A 15929-nucleotide genomic window follows, 5' to 3' on the forward strand; every position below is an offset into this window, starting at 1 on the left:
AGTTTCTCATGTACAAAGTTACTCGATTTACAGTTGACCCCGATAATCCAAACAAAGACTCTGGCATGTGGATTGGTGGAGAAACTGCATACGTTTCCGACTGGCCGCTCAACCCTGAGGGGCAGCCTTTATTACATCTGTTCTCCATCAATTGTAATACACTTTCACAGCAGGTCCATATCCCTTCTTTACCACAAGATAAATATATCTCGGTCTTCTCGACCTACTCCGCCTCCGAATACTTTCTGGATCAGGTAACCTATACGGGAGATGAGCTGGAATGGAACGAGAATATTCTCGCCGGGTGCACTTATGTCTCGGTATCTTCGCATCCACTCACTTCCGTTTGTCCCGTTCCACCCATTCCGTTAAGCGGCGTACGTTTGATAGAATTGGAGTTAGACGATCAGGAGTTCCCTGCATTTTCATTTTTCTCTCCCACTTTACCAAACGGTGTGAAAGGAATTGACCATTTGGTAGAGGAACATCAACTGGTGTGTCAAATATATTCCGGAGATTTTCCTGATCCTTATCGGGATATATTAGGTCTTCCCGATGCAAACGGTTATTTATTTTTGCGAAGGGGTCCCGCGTCTGCTCACGCACCTTTCGATGGAATTTTCTTTGTACAGACTGCTTAATGGCGATACGTTGAGGTCAGGTATCATCATATAAAAAGGCTATCAGAACGTTTCCCGTCTACTCAGACAGGGAACGTTTTTTTGTATATGCACATTTTACTATCCTCGATCAATACAGATGCTAAACCCTGTTAAACGGTCATATGAATTGAATCATCTATCCTTTCGACACGAAATCGTTTTAGAAAAAAATATAACACGAGAAATATTATCAACCTTCAAAACTTAACATTATTTTACAATAAAAAGCATGTACATTTGCGCATTTATGGTATAAGTTATATATGGAATAGACATTAATTACATAATATAAAATTTTTATCCAACAAGGAGGCGGGCTTTTGAAAAAAATATTCGCTCTAAGCTGCGGTTTTTATCTGTTAATCGGCATAACCAGCGTTGTACTCGGTGCACTTCTTCCTGTTTTATTGTCATATTATGAGCGCGGTTACAGTGATGGCGGATTTTTGTTATTTCTGCAGTTTCTTGGATTTCTTGTCGGTGTAATCGCAGCTCCTGCCCTGACAGTCCGTATCGGAAGAAAAGCGATGCTGACCCTTGCTCTGATCTGTATTGTAGCCGCCTATATAGTACTCGGTTTTCTGCCATCCTGGTCTGTAGTTCTTCTTCTCACAATTATCGTAGGTTTCGGTTCAGGTATCATCGAACCCTCTGTAGGTGCATTCACGATCGAATTCACTGAGAATCAGAAGGCAGTCGCCATGTCCAAGCTGGATGTCTTCTTTGCTCTTGGAGCACTTCTCATTCCCGCTGTCGCTGCTTTATTTATCTGGATGGATCTGTGGCATCTTACTTTTTATACGGTGGCCGTGTTGTCACTGGTTCTCATGCTGCTGTGGATCACGATGCCCCGGCCAGCCGCACTTTATCTGGAACAGGCTGGCGAGAATACAGTGGCACATGCAGCAGGTAAAGCCCAATATTCGAGAAAACATCTGGGTCTGCTGACGATCTTCGTCATCTTCTTTTTCATCTACATGGGATTGGAATTGGGATTGATGAACTTCCTGCCCTCCATACTCGTAGAACGACTGCAACTTCAGGAATCTGTCGCATCGCTGAGTGTCTCCATCCTGTGGATTGCGATGATCATCGGCCGTCTTTTCTCCGGGAAAATAGCGGAAGCCGTCAACTATATGCCTTTCCTGATCTGGAGTACGGTTGGCACGCTTTTGTTTACGGTCGCTATGGTATTTGTAACTGGACAATGGGCAACGTATGTGCTCATCTTCGGAACCGGTCTGTTCATGTCAGGGCTGTTCTGTATCGCACTGGTCTACGCAAATGTTCTGATTCCCGGTATGACCGAGCGGACAACCAGTATCCTGATCGCATCGGGTGGGATTGGAGGTGCCATCTTGCAGTATGTGACTGGATGGAGTATGAGTACAGGGCCTGTCGTGAATACGATCTGGATTTTGGCCGGATTCTGTCTGATCCTGCTGCTCACATTGATGGTCTCTCATCTATGGACTGTAAAAAATAATGCAGTACGTACTGCTCTCGCACAACATAGCAAGGAAATGTAAACATCGTTTCTTAAGGGAGGTGATGCCCGCATCATCCGGATTGTTGAGCTTCGTTCGAGCTAGTACACCATTATATTGGAGGAAATCGTATGCAAACTTTAACCAACAACCGCTTCATAGCCGGAAAAGGGATTAAGTTGATTGACGATTCAGGTGTTGAATACCTGGATGGCGTGTCGGGCACGTTTAATCTGTCACTGGGCTATAATCACCCACATGTAGTCAGCAAAATTCAGGAACAAGTCGGCAATCTGACGCATATGTCTTCCTCCTTCACCGAACCGTACGTAAATGAAGTACTTGATCACTTAATCGAATATGCTCCAAACGACATTAATGCCGGATGGATGCGGGATATCACTGGTTCAACTGCCAACGAATGTGCAACCAAAATTGCACAGAAGTATACCGAATCAACAGACATCATCAGCCTGTATCTGTCCCATCATGGGCAGACCCAATTTGCCACCGGGATTTCGGGGAATGCCTTCCGGCGGAAACGCTTCCCCAATTCGGCTGTGGCTAACGCTGTCCATGTACCTGCCCCATACTGTTATCGCTGCCCATTCAAATCCTCAAATGGAGACTGCGACTATCAATGCGTTGAAGCTATATCTGATGCGATAGAATATGCAAGTTCCGGCTCAGTCGCCTGCATGATTATCGAACCCATTCTCGGGAATGGCGGCAATATCATCCCTCCCGCCGGATATTTCAAACGTCTGCGTAAACTGTGTGATGAGTACAATATTATTCTTATTGCCGACGAAGTACAGACAGGCATCGGTCGTACCGGAACCATGTTCGCTAGCGAACTGTTTGATATCCAGCCTGATATGATTACCCTTGCAAAAGGTCTTGGTGGGATCGGCGTACCTGTTGCTGCGGTATTAATGCAATCCCGGCTGAATGTGCTCGAAAAGCACGAACACTCCTTCACCTCAGGAAGTAATCTGATCTCCGTAACCGCTGCCAAATCTACCCTGGAAGTGGTATCCGAACCCGGATTCCTGGATGCGGTGAAACGCAAAGGTGAAATTTTGGGTGAATTGCTGCAAGAATTGGCAATGAAGTACCCAAGTATCGGGGAAGCTCGTGGTGTCGGGTTAATGTGGGGGCTCGAGATTGTAGGTGACGGTAATGAACCGGATACGCTAAAAACCAATGCCATTGTTGACCGTGCTTTTACAGATGAGCATCTAATCTTGAGAAGTTCAAGATATGGATTTGGCAACGTTGTTAAGGTCCGGCCTTCCCTTACCACAACCGAAGACGAACTGGTTGAGATTGTAGAGCGGCTGGATTCAGTGCTCGCCAGCGTTCATTAGTGAGTACTTCATTTACACTCGAACACTACGCAAACAGAACAACCTTTCGATCGTTGTTATCCCCGGATTTTTTTGATTCCCCTTTCCCAAGGGATAAACCCGTTGATAGCATATGCTTCCGAAGCAGCTTTCTTTCAGAAAGCTTTGAGGCGAACACTTCGCTTCTCCAGAATCGATTTCGTCCCCTTCACTACTTTCGTATCTTGAAAAAACTATTTTAAGATGAATCGCTATTTTTATATTTTATATAATTACAAGGAGGTTATATCATGCTTGCATTGGTATACAAATCGGCTTGGGATGTGGCGCTTGAGGAACGGCCTGTTCCGGAAATTACAAGAGATAATCAGGTGTTAGTTCGTATTCGGGCGACAGGTGTGTGTGGTACCGATCTCGGTATTGTCAGCGGCAAATATCATGCGGTCCCTTCTGTCATTCTCGGTCATGAGTCTGCCGGGGAAGTCATTGATGTTGGCGCTGCGGTAACGACATTACAACCGGGCGACCGTGTTGTGATCGACCCTACCTACTATTGCGGACAATGTGACATGTGCAGAACAGGCAGACAAAATCATTGCACACACAAGTCTGTTACCGAGACAGGTGTGAGTGCTGACGGAACATTTACAGATTATTATGTGACCGAGGATCGTTTTTTGTACAAATTGAAGGATCATGTGAGCTATGAAGAAGCAACTTTGACGGAACCGCTCAGCTGCATGCTGACGGGGATTAATCAGATTCATTTACTGCCGAATTTCAGAACGATCATCCTCGGAGCAGGCCCGATTGGCATTCTGTATAGCTACGCGCTCGCTTCCAAAGGGGTCACAGGCTGTCTGGTCGACATCTCTGAGGAACGCTTAGCCATTGCTGGTTCCATTGCACCTGATCGTTGGGAAGTTCATTCATCCTTCGAAAATGCCATAGAATCACTGTCACCCGCAACCCATCAGGTCGATATGATTGTGGATACAACAGGTGTTGTGGGCACACAAGTGCTTTCCCAGCTCGCCAGTGGCGGTTACCTGATGCTGGTTGGTCTGAGAGATGGAAACACATCCTTCAATCCCAAGGAAGTTGTGGACCGCAGTCTGAAAATTATTGGTTCCATCGATTCTCTGGGGACATTTGCTACCGCACATTATATGATTGAACAAGGGATTATTCCGGCAAAAAAAATCATCACCCACTCCTTTCCATTGGAGGATTACGAAGAGGCTTTCCGCACACTTGGCTGCGATATTCAGGGACGTACACTTCAAGCATCTTCACATGCCATTAAAGTTGTGCTGCAATCCAGCGGTTCCAGTTTCTAAGAGGAGGAATACACATGGCAGCGAACAAAGAATCTAACGGACTGGGAGCGCCCAATGATGACATCATTCAAGCGGTCATTTTTGACATGGATGGTGTACTGATTGACAGCGAACCGATTTATTTTGAGATTGAGCGCAGCTCTTTTACCCATTTTGGAGCAAGGGTGACTGATGAAGAACACCACACTTATGTTGGCGTTACGCTGGAGTCCATGTGGCAGCAAGTATTGGACAAACATCAGCTGACAGCTACGCTGGAAGAAATATTTGCTTATCATCAGCATAATGTGATGCAAACCATGCTTGCCCATCCGAATCTGACGGCAATGCCTTCCGTGGAACGCTGGTTAAGCTGGCTGCATGAGCAGCACGTACCCATAGCTGTAGCTTCTTCCTCTCCACGTGCACTGATTGATCTGATCATGGACAAAACCGGACTTGGACAATACTTTGAGGTGCGAATGACAGGTGAGGAAGTTACAAACGGCAAGCCGGCACCAGATATTTTCCTGACCACAGCTGAGATGATTGGTGCATCCCCTTCGAATTGTCTAGTGATCGAGGACTCGCGCAATGGTGTTCAGGCCGCCAAAAGTGCAGGCATGCGCTGCATCGGATATCGCAATCCGGGATCAGGCAACCAGGACTTGTCCAAAGCCGATCTTCAGATTTCCAGTTACGATGAGTTATGGACATTGAAGAATACACTGCCTTTTGAAGGCAGATTGCCAAGTTTGTCAAAGATTCGCTGAGAAGATCGTAATAAAAAGATCGTAATTTCGGAATGAGTATTTAGAAAAACAACCCAAACGGCTTCAATTCATTCGAATTGGAGCTGTTTGGGTTTTGCTTGCTGCAATGGGTTTTACATGAGGACACATGCTGTATTTCAACTAAACCGAAAGATCGAGACTTCCACCCAGATTGGGATGAGGAGCAGGCACTGACTTCAACATTTCCGCCATCTGCTGGCCTTGCTGCTGTGCCATGTCTTTTGTAATCGACATCACTTGCAAGCTTGCCGACTGCACTACTGAAGCTTGGCTCATCGCCATTGATAATGCTGCAATATCCATGTTCTGCACTCCTTTCACTTTCTGATTACATAGATGTACTTATTATATATCGGTCAGAAGGGAGGAATTGTTAAAAGGTCGATCAAAATGTATACGAAAATCCATTCCATTCAATCCCAACCACCCCAGGTCTATGGTGTAACGAATCACAGAGACGTTATTTCGTCGATTGGATCGTTTTTTTACTTGTGCATTAATAACTGTTCGACGTAATCGATGCAAGTTCGTTTATTTTAACTTCCGAGTTACTTACCACCTGTTGAATCATGGAAATAAAGTGTTTTTGAATCTGTTCAACAGTAGATGGGTCATACACATTCGCATTGTACATCAAAATGATCTTCATATTTTCATGGGGTTTGACGATCAAAGTAAAATCAAAACTATTATGTTCTGTACCCCCAATATTCATAATCTCAAGCGGTGTTTCACCTTTCTGACCCAGACTCTCCATTCGGTTCTCTACCGGGAAGTTCTGATACACAACAACATGGTTAATCAGAGATTGTTTTTGCTTGGTCAGATTTTGAATATCATATAACGAATACGTATCATATGCATGTGACTCCACAGCTTGTGCCTGATTCCTTTTCATTAGAGATATAAATGACTCATCGGCCTGAGCCTGGATACGAACAGGAATCGCATTAATAAATAATCCAATCATACTTTCGATCCCAGGAATGACAGGTGGTCTGCCCGACACAACACTTCCGAATACAACATCATTGCTTTCATTGTATTGCTGCAACAATACACCCCAGGCAGTCTGCACTAACGTATGGAGCGTTACATGCTGCTGTTCCGCAATCTGTTTCATTTGCTCGATTAGTAAATCATCCAAATAACAGTTTAGCGTTCTGGAATCCTGTCTTTCATGTTTTGGTTTGATTTTTTCTCCAGGCAATTTCGTTTGCCCTTCATAACCTTCCAGGTAATGACTCCAATACGTTATTGCACCTTGATGATCTTGCTGTTCCAGCCATTCAATGAATTGACTATAAGGTGTTAATAGAGTCACTTGAGGCTTTCTATTTTCCCGAATCGCAAAATAATTCTCAAATATCTCTTTGCTTACCAGAGACATACACCAGCCGTCCATCAAAATATGGTGAAAACTCCATATGACGCGGTATTCCTCATGGTTTGTTCGTAAAACAGACATACGTATTAGCGAATCTCGTTGTAAGTCAAATCCTCTCGCCTTGTCTTGCTCGATATACTCGTCAACATACGTTTTACGTTGCAACTCACTTGTACCAGCTACAACTTCATAGTTAAATTCAAATTTCTTCTCTTGATACACGATTTGAAGAGGGATATCCACAAAATCACTGTAAAAATTAGTTCTTAATATCGCATGCCTTTGCATTAATTGATCCAAACTTTGTGCAAAAGAGGTAACATCCAAATCTCCACGCATATCAAACATGATTTGTACAAAGTACGCGCCCGAAATTGGATTCCGTTCACTTTCGTACAACATTTCCTTCTGTAATGGTGTAAGTGGGTACACATTTTCGATTCGACCGATGTGCCCAGTTTGTTCCACGATTTGATCCAATTGATCAATGGTTAATGACTTGCATGAAATATCACTTGGCGTCAGCTCGGTTTGTTCCTTCGTTACACAATGTTCAACGACTCTATTAAGACCTTCCTTATAGAGACAAGCCAATTGCTCCATCGTTTCCCGGCGATATTGTTTTGAACTATAGTTAATGGACAGCGACAACTGACCCTCTGTAACAATGCCATTGATATTAAGCACAAATGGTCTCTTGTTGTTTTCACTTACGGATGGCCCGCTGGAATAATGCGAGAATTTAATGCCATCTTGGCCCGAATCCTGATTCACCTGTCCCATATAGTTGAAACTAATTTCGGGATTTTTCTCTAACTTGAATCCTTCATTTCCATGTGACAAATACCTCGAAATCCCGTAACCAATGCCCTTGGTTGGGATCTGGCGCAGTCCTTCCTTGACGGTCTTAATCTTCCTTGATAAGTCAGCCCCGGACTCCATCGTAATCATAACGGGGTACATACTCGTAAACCATCCCACTGTACGCATAATGTCCAGCTCTGGCAGGATGTCTTCTCTACCATGCCCTTCCAAGTTCACGAGGATTTCTCCCATGCCTGTCCAATCATGAACAGCCATTCCTAATGCCGTTAGCAATATATCATTAATTTCCGTATGGTACGCATGATGTGTTTGCTTTAATAATTGCTCGGTTTCCGCTGTGGTCCAATGAATGGTGATCGTTTCACTATCTTTGCCAATCGTCTCATCACAATCCATATCTTTAGGCAGTGGGCTTAGCTGGGCCTGCTCCACACGACTCAAGTATGGATTCTCTTGCTTCATCGCCGGGCTGTCTGCGAACGTAGACAATTGTTCTGCCCATTGTTTAAACGAGGTCGTTTTTTGAGGAAGCCGGATTTCTTCACCTCTTAAGAACTGGTCTTGCCCTGTCTGAATATCTTCATATAAAATACGCCATGATACCCCGTCTACCAACAAATGATGAATGGCAATAAGCAGGTGATCCCCTTCAGCACATTGGAACAACCCAAGTTTGATCAAAGGTCCGTGAGACAGATCCATACCACTCTGAATTTCTTTTGCTTTATTTTCAATGAACGATGCAGGATATGCTTCTGTTTTGAGGTCAACGATTTCAAGGCTGTATAATCCATCTTCGTCTGCCCCTCGATTCCACGCTTCATATCCGCCTTCAGGCGCTTGTCGATAAAGGATGCGGAGAGCATCATGCTGTTTCACGATCTGATCCATGATGCTGTGAATGAAGCGGACATCAAACCCTTTTTCACGAAAGAACATCATTTCCTGATTGTAATGATGTGCGTCCACCATATTTTGATCAAAGAACCAGCGCTGAACAGGTGTCAGTATCACTTGTCCCGTAACTTCCCCTTGGTCAGAAATAGTGCTCACGGATGTAACGTGTTCACTCAACTCTGCTACTGTCGGATAGGTGAAGAAATGCTTCATTTCCACTTTATACCCTGCTTGAAGCAGTCGTGAGGAAACTTGAATACATTTAATCGAATCGCCCCCGAGTTCAAAGAAATGATCTGATGTGCTAACCTGCTGAACACCAAGCACAGCTTCCCAGGCAGAGACGATCGCTTGTTCTACAGCGTTCTGCGGCGCCATATACTCGGTCCCTTTTTGCATATGTTCTTGTGGAGATGGCAATGCCTTTCGGTCAACCTTTCCATTAGATGTTAACGGTATATGCTCTAATTGAATAAAATAAGACGGGATCATATAATCCGGAATTTCATGAGATAATGCCATTCTGATTTTCTTCGCTGTCAGTGAACTGTCGCCTTTCCAATACGCACACAACTGCTTCGAACCATCCTCATGCTCACGGGCAATAACGACCGCTTCCTGAATGGAGTCCATTTGCAAAAGCGCAGTTTCCACTTCACCAAGCTCAATTCGGTAACCTCGAATTTTCACTTGATGATCGATTCGTCCCAGATATTCCATATTTCCATCCGGCAGCCATCTTGCGGCATCTCCTGTGCGATACATTTTCCCTTCTGTAATCCAGGGATGATCAACAAATTTCTCTGCGGTTAAATCAGGCCGGTTCAGATAACCTCTGGCAAGGCCCTCACCTGCTACAACTAATTCTCCCTGAACACCGATCGGTTGAATGCGTTGATGTTTATCCAAAATATAGGTCTGCAACGTCGGGATTGGTTTTCCAATATTGCTCTTTCCAGCATGTATTTCAATGTCGGTTATTTCCTTATACGTTACATGAACCGTTGTTTCGGTTATCCCATACATATTAATTAACTGGATAAATGGATATTTCAGCTTCCATTCCTTCAATAACACGGGATTGAGGGCTTCTCCTCCAAAAATCACTTTTCTTAATTTCAAATCTGCTGCATGACCTGCCAGTTCTTCCTGAAGAAGATGATAGAAATACGTTGGCGTTTGATTCAATATCGTCACTTGCTCGATTTTTAACAATTGTAGAAATTGTTCCGGACTTTTGGCCGTCATTTGAGGTACGATAACCAGTTTTCCGCCATAGAGCAATGCTCCGTACATCTCCCATACCGAAAAATCAAAACAAAAGGAATGGAATAATGTCCATGTATCTGATGCATTAAAATCAAACAAATTTTTACTGTTGAACAACAATCGCACCACATTTTTATGTTCAATACATGTCCCTTTTGGTTTACCTGTCGTTCCTGAAGTATAGATCACGTAGGCCAAGCCTGTTGATGTAGCAGTAACTCCCAAGTTCGAATGATCTTCATGATAGGACTTAGGTTGATCCAGGCAAACGACCTCTCCTGCAAAAGAGATGCGTTCTTGCAAATGACTTTGCATTAATAATACAAGTACACCCGAATCCTCAAGCATGTAGTTTATACGATCCTCCGGATATTCAGGATCAATCGGCACGTATGCGCCACCCGCTTTCAATATCGCAAGGATTCCTACAACCATGTCTAGCGAACGATCAGCGATGATCCCGATTAACTGATCATTTTGAATGCCTTTAGCCTTCAGCGTTCTTGCCAATTGGTTGGCTTTCTCGTTCAGCCCTTGATAGGTCAAATGTTGATCCTCAAATACAACCGCAACGTGTGCAGGAGTCCTTGCTGCCTGTTCCTCAAACAGTCCATGAATCGTCTTGTCCTTTGGATAATCAGCCATGGAATCATTAAACTGTTCCAAAATTTGTGTTTTCTCCTGTGTTGTGGTCAAGTCAATGTCGTGGATCGGAATATTCGGATTGTTGACCACTTGCTCCAACATCTGAATCAAGTGACCTTGAATGCGTTCTACGCTTGCCCGATCATAGACGTTAGCATTGTAATAGAACATACATTTCATGGATTGGCCTGGTTTAATAATCAGGTTAAAGTCATAATTCGTTTGTTCATCTGCTTCTACATTCGTAATCCGAAGAGCTGTCTCTTCCCGATCCCCAAACTGTTCCATAATGCCCTGTACAGGATAATTCTCGAATATCAGGATATGATCAATCAAATTTTGCTTTTGCGATGTTTCCGCTTGAATCTCGTATAACGGATACGTGTCATGTGGATGCGAAGCGACAGCATGTTCCTGATTCCGCTTCATAATCGCTGCAAATGTCTCGTTACCTTGAGTCTGAACGCGTACAGGAATGGTATTGATGAATAAACCAATGATTCGCTCCACTCCAACAATCGCCGCAGGTCTGCCCGACACCACGCTTCCGAATACAACATCCTCACTGCCGTTATATATCTGTAGCAACATTCCCCACGCTGTCTGCATGAACGTATTCAACGTCACCTGATTCTGACTGGCCACTTGTGCGATTTGTCCGGTTAATTCCTGACTAAGTGTACAAATCATATGCTCTGAATGATATTCATCACTCTTCGTAATTGAATGTTCTTTTGGCAAAGTGGTCTGCTCATCATAACCTTGCAAATAGTCACGCCAGTATTTCAGGGACTCTTCATGATCTTGGTTGTCCAGCCATTCAATATAGTGTTTGTATGGAATCGTACTCTTTGTCTCCAGTTTTCGTTGTTCCTGAATAGCAAAGTATCCATCAAACAACTCCTGGATTACAAGAGACAGGCACCAGCCATCCATTAAAATATGATGATAATTCCAAATGAAACGATAGGTTTGGTCTTGCGTTTGCAAGATCGAGATACGCATTAACACATCCTGAGACAGGTCGAAACCTTTTATTTTATCTGCTCTTGTATAGTCTGCCACGTATGCTTTACGATCTTTTTCATTCATCTCACGCAAATCTTCGTATATAAGCCCATTCCGTTTATGACGATATACCACTTGCAGAGGTCCATTCTTCCATTTGCTGTGGAAATTCGTTCTGAGAATCGAATTACGCTGCATCAACTGATCCAGACTCTTCGTAAAAGCTTCCACGTCTAACGAACCATGAAGATCCAGCGTGGTTTGAAGGAAATACGCTTCAGACTTTGAATGAAGCAGATGATGAAAGAACATCCCATTTTGCATCGGTGACAAAGCATATATATCTTCGATTTCACCAATGTGTTCCGATTCTTGAACAAATCCTTCTAATTCTTCAATCGTAATTCCTTTTAACGTTAGATCACTTGGTGTACATTCCGGCTTCTCTTTTGTCACACAATGCATTACGATTTCTTGCAGATGATCTCTAAAATATGTTGCCACTCGCTCCATCGTTTCTTTTCGATATTGGGTGCGACTATACCGAAGTGACAACGTCAATTTGCCTTCCACAATTAAGGCATTCATATCGATAAGGACATTTCTTCTGTGATTGTCGCTTGCTGTTGCTCCGCCTGGATAGGGAGAGATCTGCATCCCGCTATTCTGAAGATCCTGATCAAATTGACCCAAATAGTTAAAACTAATTTCAGGATTCAAGGTAAAGGGCGCTTCTTGCTGATGTGCACTTAAATATCGTAAAATACCATAACCAATCCCTTTTTTAGGGATTTGACGAATCATTTCTTTGTTTGTTTTGATGAAAAGAGACATATTTGAACTTGCTTCCATATCAAGTACAACCGGATACTGGCTCGTAAACCATCCGATCGTTCGTGTAATATCGAGATCCGGTAAAATTTGTTCTCTTCCATGTCCCTCCAGATTGACCAGCACTTTATCCATGCCTGTCCATTGGTGAATAGACATGCCTAATGCATGGAGCAGCAAATCGCTAATCTCCGTTTTATACGCACGATTCGCTAGTTTTAATAATTGCTCCGTTTCTGCCGCTGACCATTCCATGGTGATCTCTTCGCTGTCTTTTTCCAGTGCATGATCCGCTTCGAAATCTGTAGGTAACGGCTTATAGGTTGCTTTTTCAATTTCATTCCAATATGCAAACTCTTGCGTTATCGCATCACTGTTCGCATACAACTGGAGCTGTTCTGCCCATAATTGAAAGGAAGTCGTTTTTTGCGGTAGTTGAATGGGTTCTCCATCACTTAATTGTTCATAGCCCCTCGATAGGTCTTCGATGAAAATTCGCCACGAAACTCCGTCGATGACGAGGTGATGAATAACGATTAATAGATGATCTCCATCTGTACATTGAAACACGCCCAGCTTCATCAAAGGTCCACGTTCCAAAGTAAACGTGCTTTGCATTTCATTTGCCTTCTTCTCGATTTCTTGAGACGGATCTGCTAATGATTTGAAGTCCATCACTTCAAGTGTGTATAAGGGTTCCTTTTCCTGCCCTTCATTCCACGCTTCATAACCCTGTTCTGTGAGGCGATATACCATACGAAGTGCATCATGATGCTCACTCAGTTTATCGAATACACGGCGAAGTGTGGCTTCGTGAAAACCTTCTTTCCGATACAGCATCACGGACTGATTATAATGATGGGCGTCCACCTTGTATTGCTCAAAAAACCAATGCTGGATTGGAGTCAGCATCACTTTTCCAGTGATGATTCCCTGTTCTGACAGGGTACTTATGGATTTAACATAGGGAATCAAGCTTGCTATGGTTGGATTTTTAAACAGATGATCCATCTGCACCTGGTAACCCGCTTGATATAACCTCGAAGAAACTTGAATGGATTTAATCGAATCTCCTCCAAGCTCGAAGAAATTATCCAAAATCCCAATGTTCTCTACCCCAAGTACCTCTTCCCAGATCGATACAAGTTGTTGTTCCACCATCGTTCGGGGTGCTTCGTACTCCATGCCCTTCAACATATGTTCTTTGGGAGCAGGCAAAACTTTGCGATCGATTTTCCCGTTAGACGTGAGCGGCATCTGATCCAGCTGTACAAAATAGGACGGAATCATGTAGTTTGGCAGCTGCTGGGACAGCGTCTCCCGCAGTTCCCCGATCGTGATTGCATCCTCTCCTACCAGGTACGCACATAATTGTTTGGTTCCTGTTTCATCTTCTCTGGCTATGACGATGGCCTCTTTTATCTGGGTACTATTTAGAAGAGCCGTCTCTACTTCACCAAGTTCAATCCGGTGTCCACGAATTTTCTCTTGATGATCTACCCTTCCTATATACTCTATGTTCCCATCTGGCAGCCATCTTGCGAAGTCACCTGTCTTGTACATTTTTGCTCCCGAAACAAATGGATCATCCACAAATTTCTCCGCAGTCAGATCTGGACGGTTCAAGTAACCTCTGGATAGCCCTGCTCCGGCCACACATAATTCTCCCTGAACTCCAATAGGCTGCAATTCATTCCGTTCTCCTAAAATGTAGACTCTATTGTTCGCAATAGGCTTCCCGATTGAGATATTTTGATCTGCCGACTTGATCGACAGAACTGTGGATACAACACTATTTTCGGTTGGACCGTATTCATTACACACTTCGATGCGTGGATTGATGCGCTGCAATTTGTGTATCAAGGCAGGAACAATCTTCTCTCCCGCAGCCACCACATTTTTCATGGATGCCCAATCTTCCGCGCTTACTTGTTCCAATAGGGTCATCAAGAAACTGGGTGGACTTTGGATGTGCGTGATTTGCTGTTTTTTGACCATCGTATTGATAGCTATAGCATCTTTACACTGTTGCTGGTTTAACAAATACACTGTCGAGCCAGATATCATCGGACCAAAGAAATGAGTAATAAATGAATCAAAAACGAAAGGATTCAGCATTAATACCCGATCATCTCCGGTAAAATGATAAAAATCCGATTTCCATTGCAGGGAATTCACAATGCTGGCATGTTCAATCATTACGCCTTTGGGATGACCTGTTGTTCCAGACGTGTAGATCATGTATGCCAAATCACTGGAGATCGCTCCATCTACCAAATTTAAATGATCCTCATAGTGATTTATTTCAGAATCCAGAATGACACATGTCCCTGCAAAATGTTCAGGTTCCTGTATATGACTTTGATGCAGCAACCAAGCCACTTTTGAATCCTCAAGGATGTAATGAATACGATCTGCCGGATATTCCGGATCGATTGGGACATATGCCCCGCCAGCTTTTAGAATACCGAATAGACCTATGATCATCTCAAATGAGCGCTCTGTCATAATGCCAACGAACTGACCCGCCTGCACCCCCTTAGCTTGAAGCAATCGGGCCAATTGGTTGGATTTTTGATTTAACTCTCTGTACGTTAACTGTCTATTCTCAAATACGACTGCCGGATGATCCGGTGTTCGCTCCACCTGTTCTTCAAATAATTGATGCATCGTCTTGTTCTGTGGATACTCAACCCTTGTATCGTTAAAGTCATATAACAGCTTGTTTCGATGAAACTCTGATAACATATCAACTTGACTTAGCTCCAGATCAGGTTGGTTCAGCACAATGGAAAACAATTGGTCAAGATGCTCTACAATTTGAACCATATAATCGCGATCATAACGATCATCATCATAAACTAATCTTAACTGAATGGAGTCGTTCTCCAGATCAAAGTGGAACATTGTCGCCGCTTTTACGTTATTTTCATCAAGGGCTGGATGAATTTCATTCAACGAAACCAAGGTATGAATTAGAGGTACATGGTTCGAATCATACTGAACATTTAAACGTTCAACCATTTTTCTGAAAGGGATTCGTTGATGCTGAATGGCTTCCGTTAAACTGGTCTTCACTTGATTAAATACGGACTTGAATGACATCGCATGATTGATATTATTTTTTAAGACAAGAACCTTATTCGAGAGCGATAGATCATTGTTCTTTTCTTCCATCGTTGGTATGCCAATAATCATCTTGGTTTCATTCGTGTATTTATATAACAGACACTGAACTCCCGTTAATAATATCGTGTAAATGGCCATAGGCGCATTACGCGACATGGACTTGATTTTATATGAAACATCGGCTGACATAGGCTTATATATATAATTATGGCGCTGCGTATCGTCTAAGTGCTTGGAGATTGTCTTGCAATAAGGCAAATGAACAAGATGATCATCATCTTCAAATCGGCTTGCCCAATACGATTCCTGTTTCTTAAAAATAGACAT

The 15929-nt window shown here is 43.4% G+C and carries 7 protein-coding genes; 5 read left to right on the top strand and 2 right to left on the bottom strand.

Annotation, left to right across the window (positions count from 1 at the left end; translation table 11 throughout):
- Positions 1 to 8: 8 nt before the first annotated feature.
- The 5 genes from MKY92_RS18015 to MKY92_RS18035 all read left to right on the top strand — a co-directional run bounded on the left by MKY92_RS18015 (position 9) and on the right by MKY92_RS18035 (position 5590).
- Positions 9 to 641, top strand: coding sequence for a DUF1963 domain-containing protein (locus tag MKY92_RS18015; RefSeq protein WP_339297162.1), 633 nt, complete (start codon positions 9 to 11; stop codon positions 639 to 641).
- A 341-nt stretch (positions 642 to 982) separates the two neighbouring features.
- Positions 983 to 2191 (top strand): MFS transporter, encoded by a 1209-nt coding sequence (locus tag MKY92_RS18020; protein ID WP_339297163.1) that lies wholly within the window; start codon positions 983 to 985, stop codon positions 2189 to 2191.
- Between the two features lie 89 nt (positions 2192 to 2280).
- A complete protein-coding gene (locus MKY92_RS18025) occupies positions 2281 to 3519 on the top strand; it encodes an aspartate aminotransferase family protein (RefSeq protein WP_339297164.1) in 1239 nt (412 codons plus the stop codon).
- A 269-nt stretch (positions 3520 to 3788) separates the two neighbouring features.
- Entirely contained in the window at positions 3789 to 4838 is a 1050-nt protein-coding gene (locus MKY92_RS18030; protein WP_339297165.1) for an alcohol dehydrogenase catalytic domain-containing protein, read from the top strand.
- 14 nt (positions 4839 to 4852) lie between these two features.
- Positions 4853 to 5590 carry an HAD family hydrolase gene (locus MKY92_RS18035; protein WP_339297166.1) on the top strand — a complete coding sequence of 246 codons (738 nt, stop codon included), beginning with the start codon at positions 4853 to 4855 and terminating at the stop codon, positions 5588 to 5590.
- A 141-nt stretch (positions 5591 to 5731) separates the two neighbouring features.
- Here MKY92_RS18035 and MKY92_RS18040 read toward each other — a convergent pair whose 3' ends face one another.
- Together MKY92_RS18040 and MKY92_RS18045 are read right to left on the bottom strand one after the other, a co-directional pair.
- The gene (locus tag MKY92_RS18040) at positions 5732 to 5914 is read right to left on the bottom strand and encodes a YjfB family protein (protein WP_017687882.1); all 183 of its coding nucleotides are present in this window, start codon (positions 5912 to 5914) and stop codon (positions 5732 to 5734) included.
- A 193-nt stretch (positions 5915 to 6107) separates the two neighbouring features.
- Complete coding sequence (locus MKY92_RS18045; RefSeq protein ID WP_339297167.1) at positions 6108 to 15929, bottom strand: amino acid adenylation domain-containing protein; 9822 nt, start codon at positions 15927 to 15929, stop codon at positions 6108 to 6110.

The organism is Paenibacillus sp. FSL R5-0623 (assembly GCF_037974265.1).
Classification (GTDB): domain Bacteria; phylum Bacillota; class Bacilli; order Paenibacillales; family Paenibacillaceae; genus Paenibacillus.

Bases quoted from the DNA above. Each gene is read 5' to 3' on its own strand.
- MKY92_RS18015 (WP_339297162.1), top strand. From the start codon at position 9: ATGTACAAAGTTACTCGATTTACAGTTGACCCCGATAATCCAAACAAA.
- MKY92_RS18025 (WP_339297164.1), top strand. From the start codon at position 2,281: ATGCAAACTTTAACCAACAACCGCTTCATAGCCGGAAAAGGGATTAAG.
- MKY92_RS18030 (WP_339297165.1), top strand. From the start codon at position 3,789: ATGCTTGCATTGGTATACAAATCGGCTTGGGATGTGGCGCTTGAGGAA.
- MKY92_RS18035 (WP_339297166.1), top strand. From the start codon at position 4,853: ATGGCAGCGAACAAAGAATCTAACGGACTGGGAGCGCCCAATGATGAC.
- MKY92_RS18040 (WP_017687882.1), bottom strand. From the start codon at position 5,914: ATGGATATTGCAGCATTATCAATGGCGATGAGCCAAGCTTCAGTAGTG.
- MKY92_RS18045 (WP_339297167.1), bottom strand. From the start codon at position 15,929: ATGTCTATTTTTAAGAAACAGGAATCGTATTGGGCAAGCCGATTTGAA.